This is a genomic window from Actinocrinis sp. (genome assembly GCF_035650855.1).
GTDB lineage: Bacteria > Actinomycetota > Actinomycetes > Streptomycetales > Catenulisporaceae > Actinocrinis.
On record NZ_DASRGV010000378.1, the window covers coordinates 13,310 to 34,818 of the forward strand.

Annotated in this window: 15 protein-coding genes; 10 read left to right on the forward strand and 5 right to left on the reverse strand. The window is 69.3% G+C overall.

Features of this window, described 5'->3' with window-relative positions:
• The first annotated feature begins 160 nt into the window (after positions 1 to 160).
• A complete protein-coding gene (locus tag VFB40_RS26540; protein ID WP_324855398.1) occupies positions 161 to 1,408 on the forward strand; it encodes a chitinase in 1,248 nt (415 codons plus the stop codon).
• Between the two features lie 78 nt (positions 1,409 to 1,486).
• On the opposite strand, the gene ku is transcribed toward VFB40_RS26540, so the two are convergent.
• Positions 1,487 to 2,563, reverse strand: coding sequence for a non-homologous end joining protein Ku (gene ku / locus VFB40_RS26545; RefSeq protein ID WP_324855400.1), 1,077 nt, complete (start codon positions 2,561 to 2,563; stop codon positions 1,487 to 1,489).
• Positions 2,564 to 2,623: 60 nt separating this feature from the next.
• Here ku and ligD point away from each other — a divergent pair, with 60 nt between their 5' ends.
• On the forward strand, positions 2,624 to 3,502 hold the full coding sequence (gene ligD / locus VFB40_RS26550) for a non-homologous end-joining DNA ligase (protein ID WP_324855402.1): 879 nt from the start codon (positions 2,624 to 2,626) through the stop codon (positions 3,500 to 3,502).
• A 65-nt stretch (positions 3,503 to 3,567) separates the two neighbouring features.
• On the opposite strand, the gene VFB40_RS26555 is transcribed toward ligD, so the two are convergent.
• Together VFB40_RS26555 and VFB40_RS26560 are read right to left on the reverse strand one after the other, a co-directional pair.
• Positions 3,568 to 5,394: an arabinofuranosidase catalytic domain-containing protein gene (locus VFB40_RS26555; RefSeq protein WP_324855404.1), complete on the reverse strand. Its 1,827-nt coding sequence runs from the start codon at positions 5,392 to 5,394 to the stop codon at positions 3,568 to 3,570.
• A gap of 173 nt (positions 5,395 to 5,567) precedes the next feature.
• The gene (locus VFB40_RS26560) at positions 5,568 to 6,185 is read right to left on the reverse strand and encodes a TetR/AcrR family transcriptional regulator (RefSeq protein ID WP_349261645.1); all 618 of its coding nucleotides are present in this window, start codon (positions 6,183 to 6,185) and stop codon (positions 5,568 to 5,570) included.
• Positions 6,186 to 6,366: 181 nt separating this feature from the next.
• Here VFB40_RS26560 and VFB40_RS26565 point away from each other — a divergent pair, with 181 nt between their 5' ends.
• The 3 genes from VFB40_RS26565 to VFB40_RS26575 all read left to right on the forward strand — a co-directional run bounded on the left by VFB40_RS26565 (position 6,367) and on the right by VFB40_RS26575 (position 10,237).
• Positions 6,367 to 7,773, forward strand: coding sequence for a cytochrome P450 (locus tag VFB40_RS26565; protein WP_324855408.1), 1,407 nt, complete (start codon positions 6,367 to 6,369; stop codon positions 7,771 to 7,773).
• An 89-nt stretch (positions 7,774 to 7,862) separates the two neighbouring features.
• Positions 7,863 to 8,678, forward strand: coding sequence for an SDR family NAD(P)-dependent oxidoreductase (locus tag VFB40_RS26570; RefSeq protein ID WP_324855446.1), 816 nt, complete (start codon positions 7,863 to 7,865; stop codon positions 8,676 to 8,678).
• Positions 8,679 to 8,797: 119 nt separating this feature from the next.
• Positions 8,798 to 10,237: a flavin-containing monooxygenase gene (locus VFB40_RS26575; protein WP_324855410.1), complete on the forward strand. Its 1,440-nt coding sequence runs from the start codon at positions 8,798 to 8,800 to the stop codon at positions 10,235 to 10,237.
• A 38-nt stretch (positions 10,238 to 10,275) separates the two neighbouring features.
• Here the strand turns inward: VFB40_RS26575 and VFB40_RS26580 are convergent, their stop codons facing one another.
• Entirely contained in the window at positions 10,276 to 11,091 is an 816-nt protein-coding gene (locus VFB40_RS26580; protein ID WP_324855412.1) for a phosphatase PAP2 family protein, read from the reverse strand.
• Positions 11,092 to 11,224: 133 nt separating this feature from the next.
• Between VFB40_RS26580 and paaK the strand changes: the two genes are divergently transcribed.
• Entirely contained in the window at positions 11,225 to 12,607 is a 1,383-nt protein-coding gene (gene paaK / locus VFB40_RS26585) for a phenylacetate--CoA ligase PaaK (RefSeq protein ID WP_324855414.1), read from the forward strand.
• 23 nt (positions 12,608 to 12,630) lie between these two features.
• Here paaK and VFB40_RS26590 read toward each other — a convergent pair whose 3' ends face one another.
• The gene (locus tag VFB40_RS26590; protein WP_324855416.1) at positions 12,631 to 14,289 is read right to left on the reverse strand and encodes a lectin; all 1,659 of its coding nucleotides are present in this window, start codon (positions 14,287 to 14,289) and stop codon (positions 12,631 to 12,633) included.
• Between the two features lie 254 nt (positions 14,290 to 14,543).
• Here VFB40_RS26590 and VFB40_RS26595 point away from each other — a divergent pair, with 254 nt between their 5' ends.
• From VFB40_RS26595 to VFB40_RS26610, 4 genes are all read left to right on the forward strand, one after another.
• Entirely contained in the window at positions 14,544 to 15,716 is a 1,173-nt protein-coding gene (locus VFB40_RS26595) for an ROK family protein (protein ID WP_324855419.1), read from the forward strand.
• Between the two features lie 94 nt (positions 15,717 to 15,810).
• Positions 15,811 to 17,661 (forward strand): alpha-galactosidase D, encoded by a 1,851-nt coding sequence (locus VFB40_RS26600; protein ID WP_324855421.1) that lies wholly within the window; start codon positions 15,811 to 15,813, stop codon positions 17,659 to 17,661.
• 29 nt (positions 17,662 to 17,690) lie between these two features.
• The gene (locus tag VFB40_RS26605) at positions 17,691 to 20,111 is read left to right on the forward strand and encodes a glycosyl hydrolase family 95 catalytic domain-containing protein (RefSeq protein WP_324855423.1); all 2,421 of its coding nucleotides are present in this window, start codon (positions 17,691 to 17,693) and stop codon (positions 20,109 to 20,111) included.
• Between the two features lie 36 nt (positions 20,112 to 20,147).
• Positions 20,148 to 21,467, forward strand: a complete 1,320-nt coding sequence (locus tag VFB40_RS26610; protein WP_324855425.1) for an SGNH/GDSL hydrolase family protein — start codon at positions 20,148 to 20,150, stop codon at positions 21,465 to 21,467.
• Positions 21,468 to 21,509 lie beyond the last annotated feature (42 nt).

Sequence of the window (21,509 nt, forward strand, 5' to 3'; positions counted from 1 at the left end):
GCCCGGAGCGCCGCGGCAGGCAATCCGGAAACGATTCCGGATTGCCCTCCGCAGCCCCTTGACATCGCAACCGGTCTAGTCCATTTTCACAGCAGATGCGGCGTTCGGCGCAGCGCTGCTCGCTTCCCTTGATCCGCCCACTTCGCACAGGGAGCGTGTGATGCGCAGATACCGGGCCGCCATCGCGGCGGCCGCATCGGGCGCGATGATCGGCGCGGGGGCGCTGGCCGTGGTCGTGTCCGGCAACGCCCAGGCCGCGACGGCCGCGCTGTCGAACAACTGGTATGCCTCCGCCCCGTACGACATGCCGCTGGACAACAACCCGCCCAACCTCACCCAGGTGCTCGCCGCGACCGGCGAAAAGGCCTTCGAGCTGGCGTTCGTGCTCGCTCAGAACAACAGCTCGTGCGCCCCGGCCTGGGACGGCGGCGGCTCCACCGTCTCCTCCTCCGACGCCGTCGGCAGCCAGATCAACGCCTTGCGCGCGGCCGGCGGGGACGTCTCGGTGTCCTTCGGCGGCTACAACGGCACCAAGCTCGGCCAGGTCTGCGGCAGCGCGTCCGCGACCGCGGCGGCCGAGCAGCAGGTGATCAACGCCTACGGCCTGCACGCCATCGACCTGGACCTGGAGGAGCCCGAATACGAGAACTCCGGCGCGATCGCGAACGAGCTGGGCGCCGCGCAGATCCTGCAGCGCAACAACTCGGGGCTCTACATCTCGGTCACCATCCCGGGCACCTCGGCCGGCACCGGCTGGTTCGGCACGCAGCTGCTGAACGAGGCCAAGTCGCTGGGCTTCACCCCGAACGACTACTCGATCATGCCGTTCGACGGCGGCTTCAGCGGCGCGTCCAGCCAGATCAGCGCGCTGCAGGCGTTCAACGCCATCCTGACCGGCACGTTCGGCTGGAGCGCGGCCACCGCCTACGCGCACGAGGGCATCTCCTCGATGAACGGGCGCACCGACTCGGCCGAGTACTTCTACCAGTCCGACTTCCAGACCGTGCTGAACTGGGCGGAGAGCAACCACCTCGGCCGTTACTCGTTCTGGTCGGTGAACCGGGACCGGCAGTGCAACCCGCCGGACAACAACGGCACGCTCTCCGGCACCTGCTCCAGCGTGCCGCAGAACAGCTGGGACTTCACCAAGTACGACGCCGAGTTCGCCGGCGCGACCCCGCCGCAGAGCCCGCCGCCGACGAGCGCCAGCCCGACCCCCAGCGCCTCGTCGACCGGCGGCGGTGGCGGAGGCGGCGGCAGTTGCGCCCCGGCCTGGAACGCGTCGACGGCCTACTCGAGCGGTAATCAGGTCTCATACAACGGGCACAACTGGACCGCCAACCAGTGGAATTACAACGAGGTGCCCGGTGGCCCGTCCGGAGCGTGGAACGACAACGGTCCCTGCTGAACCAGTTCATCTGCCACTCGAGCACTGACTCTCACCGGTGGCTGGGGCGCGGTCTCCGAGCCCGCCGCGGGCAGCGGCCTACGAGGCGCGGCGGCGAGTGGTCTTCGTGGCTGCTGCCTTCGTCGCGGCCGTCTTCTTGGCTGCGGTCTTCTCGGCTGCAGTCTTTTTCGCAGCGCTCTTACTTGCGCTGGCCCGTTTGGCCGCTGTCTTCTCCGCAGGCTTCTCGGCGGTCTTGGCCGCGGCGCGCGGCGCGGTCTTCTTCGCGGCGGTTCTCGGTGCGGACGACCGCGTGGGCGTCGACTTGGCGGGGGAGGTCCGCTGCGCCGGGGCGACGGCCTCCTCCTCGGGCTCCGCTGCTTCGTCCTGGCCGCGCGAGCGGCCGCCTTGGGCCGCCTTCACGCTGCGTTCGAGGACCGCCATCAGGTCGATCACGTTGTCGCCGGCCGCGCGCCGCGGCGCCTCGTGCGGGACCGGCGCGCCTTCCAGCTTCGCCTCGACCAGCTCGCGCAGCGCCGCCTGGTAGTCGTCGTGCAGGTCGCCGGCGAGCTCGGGGAAGTCCGTGGACAGCGTCTGGATCAGCGACTGCGCCATCGCCAGCTCCTGCGGGCGCACCCCCGCCTCCTGCGGCGCGATGCCTTCGGCCGAGCGGACCTCGTCCGGCCACACCATCAGCTGCAGGACCAGCACGTCGTCGTGGACGCGCAGCACCGCCGGTGACTCGCGGGTCGAGAGCGTGATCTTGGTGACGGCGACCTGGCCGCTCTCCCGCATCGCGTCGCGCAGCAGCGCGTACGGCTTGGCGCCGGTCTTCTCGGGCGCCACGTAGTACGGCTTGGCGAAGTACACCGGGTCGATCTGGCTCTCATCGACGAAGGCGAGCACGTCGATCGTCCGTTTGGTGGGAATGGGCAGGCCGGAGAGGTCCTCGTCGGTCAGGACCACGGTGTGGTCTTCGTCGGCCTCGTAGCCCTTCGCGATCTCCCGATACGGGATTTCGCGGTCCTCCAGCTCGCACCAGCGCTTCATCCGCACCCGGCCGCCGTCCTTGGCGTGCACCTGGTGCAGCGACACGTTGTGCTCCTCGACCGCGGGGGCGATCGACACGGGGACGGTGACCAGCCCGAAGCTGATCGCGCCCTTCCACGAGCTTCTCATCCGGCACCACCTGCATGAGCGGCTTGCTATCCGGGGATTAACCAGATTATGTCCCCGGGCGTGGCGACAACAGTGGAAGGACGGCGCCTCTCCCTCAGCCACCTCGACAAGCCGCTGTGGCCTGACGGGTGGACGAAGGGCCAGGCGCTGCACTACTACGCCCAAGTGGCGCAGGTGATGCTGCCGCACGTGCAGCGGCGGCCGGCTTCCTTCCTACGCTTTCCCGATGGAGTGGATGGCCAAGCGTTTTATGTGAAGACTCCTCCGCCAGGAGTACCGCGCTGGGTGCCGCGGGCCGACGTGCCCAGCCGCACCGAGGGCACAAAACCGCACGTCACGGTGGATGACTTAGCCTCGCTGATCGCGCTGGCCAACCTCGGCTGCCTGGAACTGCACGTCCCGCAGTGGACCGCTCCGACGCCGGACCTGCACGACCGACTGGTGGTCGATCTCGATCCGGGTCCGGGGGTGACGGTCGTGCAGTGCGCGAAGGTGGCTCTGGCCGCGCGTGCGCTGCTGGCCCACGACGGCCTGACCTGCGCCGCGAAGACCTCCGGTTCGAAGGGCCTGCACCTTTACGCGTCGCTGCGGCCCACGTCGGCGGACCGGGTCGGCGCGTACGCCCGCTCGCTGGCCCGCGCCCTGGCCAGCGCGCTGCCGGACCGGGTGACCGCGACGATGGCCAAGAGCGCGCGCACCGGCAAGGTCTTCGTGGACTGGTCGCAGAACAACACGGCGAAGACCACGGTCGCCGCGTACTCGCTGCGCGCCCGCTCCTCCCCCACCGTCTCGACCCCGGTGTCCTGGCCCGAGATCGAAGCCTGCACCCGGCCTGAGCAGCTGGCCTTCACGCCCGAGCAGGTCATCGACCGGATTGCGCGACATGGCGACCTGCTCGCCGACCTGCTGGATCCGCGCCTGGCGGCCGGGTTGCCGTAAGCGGTGCGGCGCCGCTGTGGCAGCCCGGCGCCAGGCACGGGATCAAGCGCGAGGCGCGGCTCAGGTCAGGTCAGGTGGAACTGCTGCGCGCCGGTGCCGTTGCAGGTGTAGATCTGCAGCTGGATCCCGTTGGCGGTGTTGAAGCCCGGATCATCGAGGCACAGACCGGACTGCGGGTTGTACAGCGAGCCGTCGGAGCGCTGCTGCCAGACCTGGCCGCCGACGCCGTTGCAGTCCCACAGCTCGACCTTCGTGCCGACGGCCGTGCCGTTGCCGTCGATGTCCAGGCACCGGCCAAGCGTCTCTAGCGAGCCGTTGGCGTTGTGGTACCAGTGCTGGTCGATCGCGTACGACTGGCAGTCCCACAGCTGGACCACCGTGTAGTCGGAGCCGACGTCGTCACCGGCCACATCCACGCACTTGCCGCCAGGGCTGTTGACCGGACCGCCGCCGTTGACCGAGAACTTCTGCGCGCCGGTGCCGTTACAGGTCCAGATCTGCAGCTGCGTGCCGTTGGCGGTGTTTCCGCTCGGGTCGTCGAGACACAGGCCGGACTGCGGGTTGAGCAGTGAGCCGTCGGACTGTTGGATCCACTGCTGGCCGCCGACGCCGTTGCAATCCCACAGCTCGACCTTCGTGCCCGCAGCCGTGCCGTTGCCGTCGATGTCCAGGCACCGGCCGAGCGTGGAGAGCGAATGGTCGGCGTTGTGGGTCCAGTGCTGGTCAACCGCGTAGGACTGGCAGTCCCACAGCTGCACGTGCGTGTAGTCGCCGCCGACGTCGTCACCGGCCACGTCGGTGCACTTGCCGCCGGGGCCGGTGATGGTGCCGGCCGTCGCGGGCATCGCGGAGGAGCCGGAGTAGCCGACGGAGACGATGTTCGCCTGGACCGCGTTGTCCGCCGCGTCGCTCGGGTAGCCGGAGGCCATCACGCCCTCGAAAAACGAGCCGACCGACGCGTTGCTGTTGTCGCCGCCGGTGCCGAGCACGATCGAGCCTTCTTGATGCATCGGCTGGTATCCATTACTCGGCAGCGCGCCGTTGTACCAGGTGCTCAATCCGCCGCTTTGCGCGTTTCCGCCCTTGAGCGCGAAGTTACTCTGGCCGTTGTTCTTCAGCAGCGCGGTGACGAAGTTGCTGTTGTTGCCGAGGTCACCGGTATTCGAGCCGGCACCTTGGAAAAGACCGTTCTCCAGGTCCGCCGCGACCCAGGGTCCGGATCCGGAGCAGGGCGGGAAGAAGCAGTTGGTGCCGAAGTTGACCGCGTCCATGTGGCCGTTGCCGTTGTCGGAGATCGTCGCCTCCACGTTCCCGAAGTCGAAGCAGCAGCCGCTGTTGACGTGGGTGCCGCTGGCCACCATGTACATGCCTTCGGGCTGGCCGTCGCGGGCCGCACCGGAGCCGACGTAGTGCCGGTAGCCGGTGCCCGGACCGATGTAGACCCCGTACACCTTCTGTCCGCCGGCGACCATCGGCAGCGCGGCGGCGTTGGCCCCGACGTCTTGTCCGCCGGCGGCGCCGGGCCCTTCGATCGTCAGGTCGTTGTGCTGCGGCGACTGGTCGTAGATGGTCGTGATGACGCAGTTGGTGTTGGCGCAGAACACATCCTGCGTCGAGGCGTTGGCGTATCCACCGGTTTGCAAGGTGCCGACGTCGGTGGCGCCGCCGTCGGAGGATCGCCGGACCTGATACAGCCGCCCGCCGTAGCCGGCGTACAGCGCTCGCACCGTGCTGTACGCGCCGACACACGGCGTACCGGCCCCGCCGTAGATGTCACAGGGCAGCGAGGATGCGGCCTGAGCCGGAGCCGGCAGGGCTATGAGGGTGCTGACGAGCACCGCGAAGGTGGTGATGAGGGATAAATATATTCGGACGCGCGACGCAGCGCTCACGATTACCTCGAATGGAAGTGGGTGTCATTCGAAATGAGGGTGGCGTTGCGAGTATGCGCGAATAACCTGCGGATCGACAGAGTGTGTTTGAAAATGGCGCATCAATTTATCGGCGCTAGCTCAGAATGAATCAATCTGTGCTATGGCGTTGGACATCCGCTGCGCCGCAAGTGCTATTTCACGGCAGGGCCGAGCAGGGCGATGGCCGCCTGGACCGCGGTCTCGGTGATGTCGCCGATCCGCCCGCCGTCCTCGACGGTGGTCGCGGCCAGTTCGCGCAGGCCGCCCAGCAGCATGATCGCCAGCGGCCGCGGCACCGGCCGGATGCCGGCGGCGCGCAGCGCCTCGGTGTCGCACAGCTGCTGGACGAGCACGATGAAGCCCTCCATCATGTCGCGCTGCAGCCGGCGCGCCGCCGCGCCGAGGGCCGGCACGTCGCGGATCCAGCTGAGCGTGAGTGCGGGCTCGGCTTCCGAGGCGCCGATCCAGGCGCCGACCGCCTGCCGCACCTGCCGCTCCCACGGCGCCTCCCGGTCGACCGCCGCGGCGATCCGGCGGATCGTCTGCCCGTTCGTGTCCGAGAGCAGCGCGATGAAGCACTCCTCCTTGCCGGCGAAGTGCTCGTAGAAGGTGCGGCGTGACGTGCGGGCGCGGCGCACGATGTCGGCGACCGTGGTCGCGCGGTAACCCTTGTCCGCGATCGAGGCGGCCAGCGCGTCGAGCAGCCGCCGCCGGAATCGACCGCCCTCGTCCTCGTCGGCGGGCGAGGACCCGGAGGCCGGCCGCGGCACCCCGCCGCCGGTGAGCGGCTTCGCCGTCGCAGTCGCCGACACAGCACCCTCCTCGCCCACCCGCCGCGGACCGCCGTGCGCGCCGCGATCGTTCTCGCTCTTGCCACTGATGGTACAGCGGCGTACCGTGCGACTTGGTACGGCCGCGTACCACGCTCGACGGCGAGAAGGGTGCTGACTCATGGCGGCTGGTCCCCGGCAGGCTGCGGCCCCTCCCCCACGCACCGCTCCCTCCGCGGCGCTGCCTCCCGGCCCCTCGGTGCCGCGATTCGTGCAGGGCGCCGTCGCACTCACGTCGGCGCAGCGCGGAATGCGCCGGATGCGGGACCGCTACGGCGACGCATTCACGGTGAATGTGCCGATCTTCGGTCACGCCGTGGTGATGAGCAATCCGGCCGAGGTCAAGCAGCTGTTCACGGCGCGGCCCGAGATGGTGGACAACCTCGACCGGAATCTGGGCCGGGTGCTCGGGCCCGGTTCGCTGTTCGCGCTGGCCGGCGAGGCGCACCACCGGCAACGCAAGCTGCTGATTCCGCCGTTCCACGGCCGGCGCCTGGCGGCGTACGAGCGGATCGTGCAGGAGGAGACCCTGCGGGAGACCGCTGCCTGGCCGCAGGGACAGCCGTTCCCCACGCTGCCCTCGACGATGCGCATCACGCTCAACGTCATCCTGCGCGCGGTCTTCGGCGCGCAGGGCGCGCAGTTCGACGAGCTGCGGGCACTGCTGCCGCGCGCGATCAAGCTCGGCTCCCAGCTCGCGGTGGTTCCGGTGCCGAAGATCGACCTGGGCCGGTGGAGCCCGTGGGGCCGGTTCTGGGCGATGCGCCGCGAGTACGACGCGATCGTCGACCGGCTGATCGACACGGCCCTGCACGATTCGGCGCTGGACGAACGCGACGACGTGCTCGCGCTGATGCTGCAGAGCCGCTATGACGACGGCTCGGCGATGAGCCGCGACGAGATCGCGGATCAGCTGCTCACCCTGCTGGCCGCCGGGCACGAGACCACCGCGACGACGCTGGCGTGGGCGGTCGAGCGGCTGCGGCGCCATCCGGCGGTCCTGAGCGAGCTGGCCGACGAGGCGGACACGGGAGGCAGCGCGCTGCGCGAGGCGGTGATCGCGGAGGTGCAGCGCTCCCGGCCGGTCATCGACCTGGTCGGGCGGCAGGTGAAGGCGGACGGTTTCCAGCTCGGCCGCTGGTCGCTGCCGAAGGGCATGGCGGTGCTGGTCAGCATCGCCCTGATGCACGACGACGAGCGGACCTTCCCGAATCCGCGGCTCTTCGACCCCGCCCGCTTCCTGGCGGCCAAGCCGGACCTGTATCAGTGGGTTCCCTTCGGCGGCGGCAGCCGGCGGTGCCTGGGTGCCTCGTTCGCGACGATGGAGATGAACGTGGTCCTGCGCACGGTGCTGCGGGACTTCCGGCTTGAGCCGACCGACGAGCCGGATGAGCGGTGGCATTCGCGCGGCGTGGCGAGCGCGCCCGCGGACGGCGGCCGGCTGGTCGTGCGCCGCCGGACCGCCGGCTTGTCGGCGCAGGTGCCCGCCCGAACGGTGGGAACACAGTCGACGGGAGCGCAGTCGTGAGCGTGCGCAGAGGGCTGTCGAACGCTGGGTTGTCGAACGCTGGGTCAAATGCAGGGTCGCCGAGCCGGCGGATCGCGGGCCGGCCGGTGATGATCACCGGGGCCGGTTCGGGCATCGGGCGCGCGCTGGCGCAGCGGCTCTCCCGGCTCGGCTCGCCGGTGGCCATCGCAGACATCGACGAAGCCGGTCTGGAGAAGACCGCCGCGTCGCTGTCCGGGCCGGTCCTGCGCCGCGTGCTCGACGTGCGCGACGCCACCGATCAGCTGCGCTTCGCCGGGGAAGTGCGCGCGTGGCTGCCGGACAAGCTGGCCGCGGTGTTCAACAACGCCGGGGTCGCGGTGGCGTCCAGCGTCCGGGACGCAGTGCCCGAAGACGACGACTGGCTGATCGACATCAACTTCCGCGGCGTGGTCAACGGGACCCGGGCCTTCCTGCCGATCCTGCTGGAGCAGGACGAGGGCGTCATCGTGAACACCTCCAGCGTGTTCGGGCTGGTCGGCATGCCGTATCAGAGTGCGTACTGCGCGTCGAAGTTCGCGGTGCGCGGCTTTACCGACGCGCTGCGCCAGGAGTTGCGCGGTACCGGTGTACGCGCGGTGAACGTGCATCCTGGCGGCGTGACCACGAACATCGCCCGCAACGCGCGCGTGCGCAAGGATCCGGAGGGTCTGGGCCGGACCAAGGAGCAGATGGCGGCGCAGTTCGAAGCCGTCACGCTCACGTCGCCGGACAAGGCGGCCGAGATCATCCACCGCGGCGTCGAGCGTGGCAAGGCCCGCATACTCGTGGGCCCGGACGCGTACATGTTCGACGCGCTGGCCCGCGTCGCGCCGACGCATTACTACTGGGTCATAGAGCGTTTGCAGGCGAGGCTGCGCGCCCGCCAGAAGGAGACTGCCGGGTGACGACGGAAACCGAACCGGGCGCTACAACTGAATCGGGCGCCGCATTCGGAACAGGCGCTCTACCTCAACCGGACGCTGCATTCGAGCCCGCCGACGACGCTGCCGCCGAGCATTTCAGTGTGCTGATCGTCGGCGCGGGGCTCTCCGGGATCGGCGCCGCGCACCACCTTCAGTCGGCCTTCCCCCGGCGCAGCTACACGATCCTGGAGGCGCGCGACTGCATCGGCGGCACCTGGGACCTGTTCCGCTACCCGGGAGTGCGCTCCGATTCAGACATGCAGACCCTGGGCTACCGGTTCCGGCCGTGGAAGCAGGCCAAGGCGATCGCCGACGGTCCCGCGATCCTCGAATACGTCCGGGATACCGCCACCGAGGCGGGCATAGACCGGCACATCCGCTACGGGCACCGGGTGACGCGGGCCGCTTGGTCGACCCGGGAGGCGCGCTGGACCATCGACGCGGTCCATGACGGCAGACCGGTCCGCTTCACCGCGAACTTCCTGTACCTGTGCACCGGCTACTACCGCTACGACGCCGGCTACACGCCCGAACTGCCGGGCATCGAGCAGTTCGGCGGGAGCGTGATCCACCCGCAGCAGTGGCCGTCAGACCTCGACTACGCCGGCAAGCGGATCGTGGTGATCGGCAGCGGCGCGACGGCGGTCACGCTGGTCCCGGCGCTCGCCGAGCAGGCCGCGCACGTGACCATGCTGCAACGCTCACCGACCTACATCCTCTCCCTGCCCGCCGAGGACGCGATCGCGAACGCGCTGCGCCGGACCATCGGCGACCGCGCCGGATACGTCGTGACCAGGTGGAAGAACATCGGGGTAAGTACTCTGATCTACCGGCTCAGCCGGCGGCGGCCGCAGATGATCCGCTCGTTCATCCGCAAGGCCGCGATCCGGCGGCTGCCGGACGGCTACGCGGTCGACACCCACTTCGCGCCGCGCTACCAGCCCTGGGACCAGCGGCTATGCCTCGCCCCCGACGGCGACCTGTTCGCCTCGATCAAGGCGGGCCGGGCGTCGATCGTGACCGATCGGATCGCGGGCTTCAGCGAGACGGGAATCCGGCTCGAATCAGGCGCAGAGCTCGACGCCGACGTCATCGTCACCGCGACCGGCCTGCGGCTGCTGGTGTTCGGCGCGATCCGGCTCCAGGTGGACGAGCGCGAGGTCAAGCTGCCGGAGACGATGGCGTACAAGGGCATGATGCTCAGCGGCGTGCCGAACTTCGCCTACACGATCGGGTACACGAACGCCTCCTGGACCTTGAAGGCGGACCTGGTCAGCGAGTACATCGTCCGGCTGCTGCGATACATGGACCGGCACGGCTACGACCAGTGCGTCCCGGTCAACGACGACCCGACGGTTACCGAGCGGCCGCTGCTGGACTTCGACGCCGGATACGTGCTGCGCTCGGTCCACGAGTTCCCGAAGGCCGGTTCGCGCCAGCCCTGGCAGATGGGCATGAGCTACGCGCACGACCTGGTGAAGCTGCGCCATGGCCGGATCGACGACGGCGCGATGCGGTTCTCGAGGCTTGAGCGCCGCTGACGGTTGCTCTCGCGGGTGGCGGGCCTGCGGCAGGAGGGTTAGCGCTGGCCTGATTCGTCCGAGCGCGCGGCGACCTCCTCGGAGTGCGCTGCGGCTTCGTCCGAGTGCGCGGCGACGTGCGTGTCCTCGGGATCCACGCCCTCGGTGACCGGATGCGCGCGGCCGAGCCCGCGCTCCTGGCGCCAGGATTCGAACGCGGCGGCGGTCAGCGCGAGCAGGCCGGCGCCGAGCAGCCAGCCGCCGACCACGTCGCTGACCCAGTGCACGCCGAGGGCGACCCGGCTGACGCCGACCGCGAGCGGTACCAGTACCGCGACGATCCACGCCGCGATCCGGCCGCGCGTCGAGAGCAGCGGAAGGGCCCAGAGCAGCAGCACCCCGGCGCCGAGTGTGGCGGTGAAGGCATGGCCGGACGGAAACGATCCGCCGGAAGCGAGCGCGACCGGGTTGCTGAAGTGCGGTCTGGCCCGGCCGACCGCCGCCTTGAGGACGACGTCGATCAGCGCACCGCCCGCGATGGTGGCTGCCGCCCACAAGGCCAGGCGCCGCGCGTGCCGTATCCAGAGGACGACGGCCAGCAGGCCCACGAGCGTCCGCATCACCGTCGGCGATCCGACGTTCGAAACCACGCTCATCGCCGTCACCCAAGCCGGATGGGCCACGGCCAGCCGGTGCATATGGTCCGAGGCCGATCCGTCGAGGCGGTGCAGCGGAGCCCAGGCGCCCTCCACGGCGACGGCCAGCAGCGCGACGATCAGGAACGCGGGCACCGATACGAGCACGACGAGCCCGAGCCGGGCCCCTAGGGCTCGGGCTTCGGCCGGCGGCCGGCTGGTTTCGACAGTACGTGACACGGCGCATCGCATTCCCCGGAAACGGACGTTCATCCGTCGGCGAACGCGTGAGGCTCCGCGCGCCGCTCTTGACGGCGCAGCCTGCGTGGTCGAAGCTACCGAACGTTCGGCCGGTCGCCTGCAGGAGTCCCCAGTGACGAGCGAATCAAGCACCTCCACCGCTCCCCCGCCTGCGCATGCGCCCGCGCCTTCGCAGGGCGCGCGGCGGCGGCTCGGCGATCCGCTGCCCGACGAGCTGCGCGACGAAGGCGAGCGCCTGAGCGCCGAGGAACTGGGCGCACTCCAGCTCGCCCGGCTTCGCAGTACGCTGCGTCACGCGTACGAGCACGTCGAGCACTACCGCCGCAAGTTCGACGCGGCCGGCGCCAAGCCGGAGGATTGCCGCACGCTTGCCGACCTGACCAGGTTCCCCTTCACCACGAAGGCGGATCCGCGCGAGACCTACCCGTTCGGCATGTTCGCCGTGCCGATGTCCGAGGTGCGGCGCATCCACGCCTCAAGCGGCACCACCGGGCGTGCGACGGTCGTCGGGTATACCGAGAACGACCTGGCCATGTGGGCCGACGTGATGGCGCGCTCGATCCGCGCGGCCGGCGGGCGCCCGGGCCACAAGGTGCACGTCTCCTACGGGTACGGCCTGTTCACCGGCGGTCTCGGCGCGCACTACGGCGCCGAGCGGGCCGGTTGTGTCGTGATCCCGGCCTCGGGCGGCATGACCGCGCGCCAGGTGCAGCTGATCCGGGATTTCGAGCCCGAGATCATCATGGTTACTCCGTCCTACATGCTGACGCTGCTCGACGAGTTCGAGCGTCAGGGCATTGACCCGCGCGACTCCTCGCTGCGGGTCGGGATCTTCGGCGCCGAGCCGTGGACCGAGCAGCTGCGCGCCGAGATCGAGGAGCGCGCCGGCCTGCACGCGGTGGACATCTACGGCCTGTCCGAGGTCATCGGGCCCGGCGTCGCGCAGGAATGCGTCGACGCGAAAGACGGCCTGCACATCTGGGAGGACCACTTCTATCCGGAGATCGTCGATCCGGACACCGACGCCGTGCTGCCGCCGGGAGAGCGCGGCGAGCTGGTGTTCACCTCGCTGACCAAGGAAGCGCTGCCGATCATCCGGTACCGCACCCGGGATCTGACCCGGCTGCTGCCGGGCACCGCGCGGGCCCCCTTCCGGCGGATGGAGAAGATCACCGGCCGCTGCGACGACCTGATCATCCTGCGCGGCGTCAACGTGTTCCCGAGCCAGATCGAGGAGATCGTCCTGCGCACGCCCGGCGTCTCGCCGCACTTCCAGCTCGAGCTGGCCAGGCGGGGCCGGCTGGACCACCTCACCGTGCGCGCCGAGGCCCGGCCCGAGGCCGAACCCGCGCAGCGCGCCGCCGCCGGCCCGGCGATCGCGGCGGCCGTCAAGGACGGGATCGGCGTGACGGTCGATGTCGCGATCGTCGAGCCCGACTGCTTGGAGCGGTCGGTCGGCAAGCTGCAACGAGTCAAGGATCTGCGAGACCGGTAGAGCTGCGCGCCGGCCGGTTCGGTTCAATCGTTGATGAGCGTGAACTGCTCCCAGGTGCCGATCGCGGTGCGGTTCGCGATGAGCGAGGACGCGCCCGCGTTCTCCGCGGTGACGTACATGTTGTTTGCCTTGGCGAGAAGGCTGATCGTGCCGTTGGAGTTGTGGACCAGCTGGAAGGACTCCCACGGGCCGATCGCGGTCCGGTTGGCGATCAGCGGCGAGGCGCCCGCGTTGTCGGCGCACACGTACATGTTGTCGGCGTGGGCGCGGAAGCTGACGGTGCCGTCCGGGTTGTTGATCAGGTCGAACCGTTCCCAGCCGCCGATCGCGGTCCGGTTGGCGATCAGCGGCGAGGCGCCCGCGTTCTCCGCGGTCACGTAGTCGTTGTCCGCCATGGCGCGCAGGCTGACCACGGTTGACGGGTTCCCTCCGCCGCCGAGTACCGGCTGGGTCGGGCGGGTCGCGGTCAGGGCGATCTGGCCCTTGAGCATGCGGCCGCCGTCGTCGGTCAGCCGCAGGTAGTAGTCCGAGGAGCAGGCCGTGCCGTCGGCGTCCAGGGCGAGCAGTCCGGAGCCGGCCGGGGTCATCGCCTGGTTCTCCGCGGTCTTGGCGATCTGGTTGCCCTCGCCGTACTCGTCGAACATGGAGATGTAGATACCCTGAACTCCAGCGCGGACCATGTTGTAGAACTGGCGCCACATGAAGTCGCCGTGCGCGCGCTGGTTCGCCGAGACGTCGCCGGGCAGGACGCAGGGCTGGTAGTCGATCCCGTTGGCGGTGCAGTCGGCCTGATCCGGGACCGTGTAGGTGTTATATGCGTTGTCTGAGTCGGCGACGTTGCCGATCGCGCCGACCATCCATGGCGAGAGCATGTCGAACGCGTGGTAGACCCCCAGGTACCCGGACCGCGAGCCGCCGGTTCCGGTGCGCCATTCGCGCGGCACTCCCCCGATGACGTAGCAGCCCTGCCCCTTGAACCAATTCACCACGTCCAGGCAGGTCGCGGCGTCCCAGGGGTGGTTGGCGTCGTTGAAGCCGAAGCCCCAGATGCACACGACCGGCTTGCCGTTCTGGCGCGCGTAGGCGGCGGACGCCGTGTGCGCCGACATCTTGCCGGTCCAGTCGGTCTTGATCTCCGACTGCATGTTCGCCCAGCCGGTGACGTCGTACATGATGTAGAACTTGCGGCCGTACGTCTCGGCGGCGGTACGCACCTTGCCCGCCATCGCGTCGCGCGTCGGGCCCTCGCTGCTGTTGGGGTTGAAGCGCTGCAGCGCCGCGGTGTCGCAGCCGTTCTGCTGCATCCACAGAAAATGCGTGTTGACGGTGGACTGGTCGTAGGAGGAGAAGAGCGTCGCCGGCTGACCGTTGTTCAGGTTCGCATACGCGGTCTGATACGTCTTGGCGTACTCGCGCATGTCGGGCCACGCCTTGATGACGTTGTTGCTCGGCGAGGGAGCCTGCGACCAGTTCTGGCTCCAGTGCCACCAGGCATTGATCGGCGCCCCGTCGCCGACACAGGCGAACCAGCCCTGGTACCCGACGGTGATCTTGCCGACCACGTCGCCGGCCGGGCTCGCGGCAGACGCCGGCGTCGGCCAGAGGGCGGTTGCGGACGCGGCGGCCGACCCGGCGACCGCGGTGACGGCCGTGGTGAGCACGGCGCGGCGTGACAGGCTCATGCGGCGTTTCTAGCGCACCGGGTGGCGCGAGTCCAGAGATGACTACGGTGTTTTCAACGAAAAGTTGAGATTTTTTACTGTGCCGTTGAGAAGTTGCGAGGGGCGCTCGCGTAGTCGAGACCTGACTTGTAATCCAAGGCAGAGCATCAGATATGGGATCGAAATAAAGGCGATGGGCGGGGCAGCGGAAGGGGTTCCTAAGCACCGAACTTCTTTCATTGACAACAGAAAAGAATGCTCCTATGTTTCCGGCCGTGCAGCCCATCCTCGCCGACGAGACGGTTCCGGTAACCACGCCGGCCGCGTCGCTGGTCTTCGCGACCGTGCTCTCGCACGGCCCGCTGACGCGGACCGAGATCGCGCGGCGCACCGAGCTGTCCGCCGCAGCGGTCACCAAGGCGGTGCGCCCCCTCATGGAGGTCGGCTATCTCGTCGAAGACCTCAACGACGGTGCGCGGGCCGCACTCGGGCGCCCGGCCAATCACGTGCGGGTGAACGAGGGCAAGGCCTTGTTCATCGGGATCAAGGTGACCGGCGACGAGATCATCGCCGTCCTGACCGACCTGTGCTGCCGGATCCGGGTCGCCCGGCATGTGCCGGTGTCCGACCGCGAACTCACCGCGGTGCTGCCGTCGATCACCGCGCTCACGCAGGAACTGCTCGCCGAGGCCGACGGCTTCGGCGTGCGGGTGCGGGGTCTGGGCATCGCCGTCTCAGGCGACGTAGACCGCGCCGAGGGCATGGTCCGCTACTCCCCCTTTCTGGAGTGGCGGGACGTACCGCTGGCCGAGATGGTCGCGACCGCCACCGGGCTGTCGGTCACGGTGGAGAACGACGTGCGCGCGCTGACCGTCGCCGAGCAGTGGTTCGGTGCCGGCGTGGGCCTGTCCGACTTCGCGCTCGTGACCGTCGGGGCCGGCATCGGCTGCGGCCTGGTGGTGCACGGGCGGGTGGTTTCCGGCGCCCACGGCGTGGCCGGGGAGATCGGGCATCTGCCCATTGATCCGCTCGGTCCCGTCTGCCACTGCGGCAACCACGGATGCGTGGAGGCCATCGCGGCGGATCCGGCGATCGTGCGCGACGTGCGCGCGGTCACCGGCAAACCGGTGGCCAGCGCCGCCGAGGCGCTGGCACTCGCCCTGAACGGCGAACCCGGGGTCCGGGAGGTCTACGCGCGGGCCGGCGCGGCCATCGGGAAGGCGATCGGCGCCGTGGTCAACCTCTTCGGACCGGGCCGGGTGATCATCTCGGGCGAAGGGCTGGCCGCGTACGACCTGTTCGCCGAGGGGATCCGGGACGCGTTCGCCGCGGCCGCGTTCGGTACCGCCGGACAGTGCGACGTGATGACCTGTCCGCTCTCCTTCGAGGAGTGGGCCCGCGGCGCGGCGGCCAGCGCGATCCAGTCCTTCATCGAATCAGCTACCTAACACAACCCCTCGCTACAACACCCTCGGGCTCATCCTGTTCGGGCTGGCTGAGTCGTCATCAGAACCGCATTCCACATCACCGGAGGTTCGCCTCATGCTGTCTTCCTCGCACCCGCGCAAACCCGGATTCGCCGGCGCGGCGCTGGCCCTCGCCGCCGCGGGCCTGGTCACGACGACCCTGACCGCGGCCGCTCCGGCCGGCGCCACGACCACCACCGCCGAAGCCCCGGCCGCGAACGCCGCGGCCGACACCGCGCTCGCCACCACGATCGCGGCCACGCCGTACATGGGCTGGTCGAGCTGGAGCCAGCAGTCCTCGTCGTATCCGGGGCTGAACCCGAACGGCGGCTACAGCTACCTCACCGAAGCCAACGTCTTGACGCAGACCGACGCCCTCGCGGCCAAGCTCAAGGCCTACGGCTACGACTACGTCAACATCGACGCCGGCTGGTGGCGCGACTACCAGTGGAACCCGGAGTACGACCAGTACGGACGTCAGGCCGCCGATCCGACCCGCTTCCCCGACGGCATGAAGGCGGTCGCCGACCACATCCACGCCAAGGGACTCAAGGCCGGTATATACCTCCCGGTCGGGCTGGAGAAGGAGGCGTACGGCGGCGGCGCGGTGCCGATCTGGAACGCCCCCGGCTGCACCACCGCGGACGTCGTCTACCCGGACCTGCGCACCACCAACGGCTGGGACAGCTCCTACAAGCTGGACTTCGCCAACCCGTGCGCGCAGAAGTACGTCGACTCCCAGGCGCAGCTGCTGGCCGGCTGGGGCTACGACTTCCTCAAGCTCGACGGCGTCGGTCCCGGCTCCGGCAAGTCCGGCGCCAACTACGACAACGTCCCCGACGTGGCCGCCTGGCACCAGGCCATCGCCGCCACCGGGCGCCCGATCCACCTCGAGCTGTCCTGGTCGCTGAACATCGGCAACGCCGCCGACTGGAAGCAGTACTCGAACGGCTGGCGGATCGACACCGACGTGGAGTGCTACTGCGGCACCCTGGTCACCTGGGACAACTCGGTGAAGGCGCGCTGGAACGACGCCCCGGCGTGGAGCGACAAGGCCGGCCCGGGCGGATGGAACGACCTCGACTCGCTCGACGCCGGCAACGGCGCCATGGACGGGATCACCAACGCCGAGCGGCAGAGCTACATGACGCTGTGGGCGATCAACAAGTCGCCGCTGTTCACCGGCGACGACCTGACCCGGCTGGACAGCTACGGCCTCTCGCTGCTGACTAACCGCGAGGTCATCGCCGTCGACCAGAACAGCTCGCCGGTCGCCCGGCCGGTCAGCACGATGGGCGACCAGCAGGTGTGGGCGACGAAGAACGCTGACGGCAGCTACACCGTCGCGCTGTTCAACCTGGCCGCCGCGCCCGAGGCCGTCACCGCCTACTGGGCGGCGCTCGGCTTCAAGGGCAACGCCACGGTACGCGACCTGTGGAACCACCAGAACCTCGGCGGCCACCAGAACCAGATCACCGAAGCGCTGCCCGCGCACGGCTCGCGACTGTTCACCGTGTGGCCCCGCGGCGGCAAGCTGACCACCACGAGCTACGAGGCCGAAGCAAGCAACAACACATTGACCGGAAACGCATCGATCGCCTCCTGCCCGGCCTGTTCCGGCGGCGAGAAGGTCGGCAACCTCTACCTCGGCGGCAAGCTGCAGTTCAACGACGTCACGGTGCAGAAGGACGGGCTGTACACGATCACCGTCGCCTACATCAGCGGCGACTCGGACCGGACCGCGACCGTCTACTCGAACTCCGGCAGCGGCACGAACCTGCGCTTCCCCAACACCGGGGACTGGAACACCGTGCACACGATCAGCTTCCAGCTGGGCCTGAAGGCGGGTTCGAACTCGATCACCTTCGACAGCGGCACCTGGTACTCGCCGGACCTCGACAAGATCGACGTGCCGACCTCCTCCTGACCGCTCATCCAGACGCGGAGTGTAAGACCATGGATATACCTGGCACCGAGACTGGAACCCTGCCCCCTACCCGAAGAGGCTTCCTCGGCCTCGCCGCCGCGTCCGGCGCGGTCACCGCGTTCGGCGTCCGGCCCGCTTTCGCCGCCTCCCCGGCCCCGCTGCGTCCCACGCAGTCGCCGCTGCTGCCCGCAGCGCAGGCCGCGAAGAACCAGCTGTGGTGGGCGGCGCCCGCCTCGCCGTCCTCGATGATCGTGCAGGGACTGCCGGTCGGCAACGGGCGGCTCGGCGCGATGGCGAGCAACGATCCCGCCAGCGAATACCTCACGATCACCGACGACACGCTGTGGACCGGCGGGCGCAACGACACGCTGCAGAGCGACGGCCAATTCCCGTACGGCGCGGACGACTTCGGGTCCTTCAACGTGCTGGCCGAACTGACCGTGGCCATCCCGGCGCACGACCTGAGCGTGGTCGACGACTACCGCCGCACGCTCGATCTGGCCCAGGGCCTCCTGACCACCACATACGACATCGGCGGCACCACCTACCAGCGGCAGATCTACGCCAGCCGGCCCGACGATGTCATCGTCCTGCGATTCACCCAGAGCGGCGGCGGCTCCTACACCGGAACCGTCTCCCTCGCCGGCGCCCACGGCGAATCCACGGCCGCCGACAAGGCCGGGCCTCTCGCCTCGCTCGGCACCGCGCTCGCCAACGGCCTGAAGTACGGCGCGGCAGTCACCGCGCACAGCGGCACCGGCCGGATCAGCGTCAGCGTCAGCGGCGCCACGCTCTCCTTCACCGGATGCAAGGACCTGACGGTCATCGTCAGCGGCGGCACCGACTACGCACCGGACTTCGCCGCGAACTTCCGCGATCCGTCCATCGACCCGCCGGCCCTGGCCAAAGCGAAGGTCCTCGCGGCGGCGCGGCAGTCGCCGACCACGCTGCTGTACACACACGTCGCCGACTTCCGTGCCGCGTTCGGCGCGTTCGCCCTCGACTTCGGCGCCTCCCAGGCGTACCAGAAGGCGATGGACACCTGGGACCGGATCCAGGCCCGGTGGCGCGACAACGTCCCCGACCCGGAACTTGAGGCGGCCTACGTGCAGTTCGGCCGGTACCTGATGGTCTCCGGCTCCCGGGGCAGCCTGCCGCTCAACCTGCAGGGCATGTGGCTGGACGACAACAACCCGGCCTGGTTCGCCGACTACCACACCGATATCAACATCCAGATGAACTACTGGATGCCGGACCGGGTCGGACTGCCAGACTGCTTCGACACCTTCACCGACTACTGCCTCGCGCAACTGCCCTCATGGACCGACATCACCCAGCGGCTCTTCAACTCCCCCGACAACCGCTACCGCAACTCCAGCGGCAGGATCGCCGGCTGGACGGTCGCCATCTCCACCAACCCCTACGGCGGAGGCGGCTGGTGGTGGCACCCGGCCGGGAACGCATGGCTGTGCCTCAACCTCTTCGAGCACTACGAGTACACCCAGGACCGCGCGTACCTCGCCAAGATCTACCCGCTGATCAAAGGCGCGGTGCAGTTCTGGGAGGCCCGGCTGATCACCACCACGGTCACCGGGCCCGACGGCTCCACCCGGGAGGTGCTGATCGCGGACAGCGACTGGTCGCCGGAGCAGGGCCCGCTCGACGCCAAGGGCATCACCTATGCCCAGGAACTGGTGTGGAACCTGTTCGGCCACTACCGGTCCACGACGCAGATCCTCGGCGAGGACCTCGCCTACGCGCAGACCATCCAGGGGCTCCGGCAGCGGCTGTACCTGCCCGTGGTCAGCCCGACCACCGGCTGGCTCGAAGAGTGGATGACCCCTGACAACCTCGGCGACCCCCAGCACCGTCACCTCTCCCCGCTGGTCGGGTTGTTCCCGGGCGACCGGATCCGCCCCGACGACTCGACGCCGAAGGACATCCTCGCGGGCGCGACCGCGTTGCTCACCGCGCGCGGCATGAACAGCTACGGCTGGGCGAACGCGTGGCGCAGCCTGTGCTGGTCGCGGCTCAAGAACGGGTCGAACGCCTATCAGCTCTACATCAACAACCTGAAGCCGTCGACCGACGGGAGCAACGGGACCGCGCAGAACCTGTTCGACGTCCTCAACCTCTCGGCCGGCAGCGGTGCCTTCCAGATCGACGCGAACTTCGGCAGCCCCTCGGCCGTCGTCGAGATGCTGATCTACTCGCGTCCCGGACACGTCGAACTGCTGCCCGCGCTGCCCGCCGCCTGGGCCGCGGCCGGTTCGGTGACCGGCGTGGGCGTGCGCGGCGGCTTCGTGGCGGACCTGAGCTGGAAGAACGGCAGGGTCACCAAGGCGACGCTGCACAGTGTCGGCGGGCGCAGCACGACGGTCGTGGCCAACGGGACCTCCCGCGACGTCAACGTCCAGGTCGGCCGGTCCGTCAATCTGACGAACCTTTGACGCGGAAAGCGGAGTGATTCGACGATGATGTCAGCGATGTCTGCAGGATTCCGCCCTGCCGCGCCTCGGCGCCTGAGCAGCAGTGGCCTGCGATACCTCGCCGCCGCGCTGGCCGGGCTGGCGCTCACGGTCGTGCCGTCTGGAGCCGGCCACGCCTCCGGCGCGACGACGGCGAGTTCCACCGGCACTGCGAGCACGACCGGCACCGCGAACACGAGCGATAGCAGGCCAGTCCGGGTAAGCGCCTGGTCGCCGGGCATGACGACGGGCGGCCCCTCCTTCACCGACCAGACCATCCGGATGGTCGCCCACAGCAGTGTCGCCGGCTCGGACGCGCGCATCACCCTGTCCAACCGATACAGCAGCAATCCGCTCACTGTCGCTGCCGTGGACATCGCCGTGCAGGACAGTGGCGGCAACGCGATACGCGGCACCACGCGCACTGCGACCTTCGGCCAATCGGCACTGGTCACCGTGCCCGCCGGTCAGGAGGCGGTGAGCGACGTCATCCCAGTCTCGGTGACCGCCGGGGAGAATCTGCTCGTCAGCATCTACGTGCCCGGCCCCACCGGCACCTCCACCTGGCACTCGGACGCCTTCGACCGGACCTACCTCGCCTCCGGCAACCACGTCGGTGACGACACCGCGGCGGCCTTCGGCAGCACGACCACGTCGTGGTACTACCTCTCCGGTTTGGACCTCGTCGCCACCACCGCGAAGGGGACCGTGGTCGCGTTCGGCGACTCGATCACGGACGGGTACAACTCGTCGGTCAGCACCTACAGCCGCTGGCCGGACTTCCTGGCCCGCCGGCTCTCGGCCGGACCCGGCCCACAGAAGCTCGGCGTGGTCGATGCGGGGATCGGCGGCAACCGGGTGCTCACCGACGTACCCAACCCCTGGCAGGGCGTCAGCGCCCTGAAACGCTTCGAGCACGACGCGCTCGGCCGGCCCGGCGTGCGCGACGTGATCCTGTTGGAGGGCATCAACGACATCGGCAACAACGCCGGGCCGAACGGCACGCCGCTGACCGCCCAAGACCTGATCAACGGATATCGAACCCTGATCAACGAGGCGCACGCGGCGCACGTGCGCATCATCGGCGCGACCCTGCTGCCGATCCAGGGCAACGGCTACTACACGCCGACCGCGGAAACGCTTCGCCAGACCATCAACCAGTGGATTCGCAGTAGCGGCGCCTTCGACGGCGTCATCGACTTCGACCAGGCCATGCGCGACCCCAACAACATCGCGGACCTCAACCCCGTCTACGACTCCGGCGACCACCTGCACCCCAACGACACGGGCATGCAGGCGCTGGCCGACACCGTCGATCTAGGTCTGCTGCGTAGTTGACGCGCGATCGCGCCGTATTAGCCCGCGCCGGCACGAGGGCTA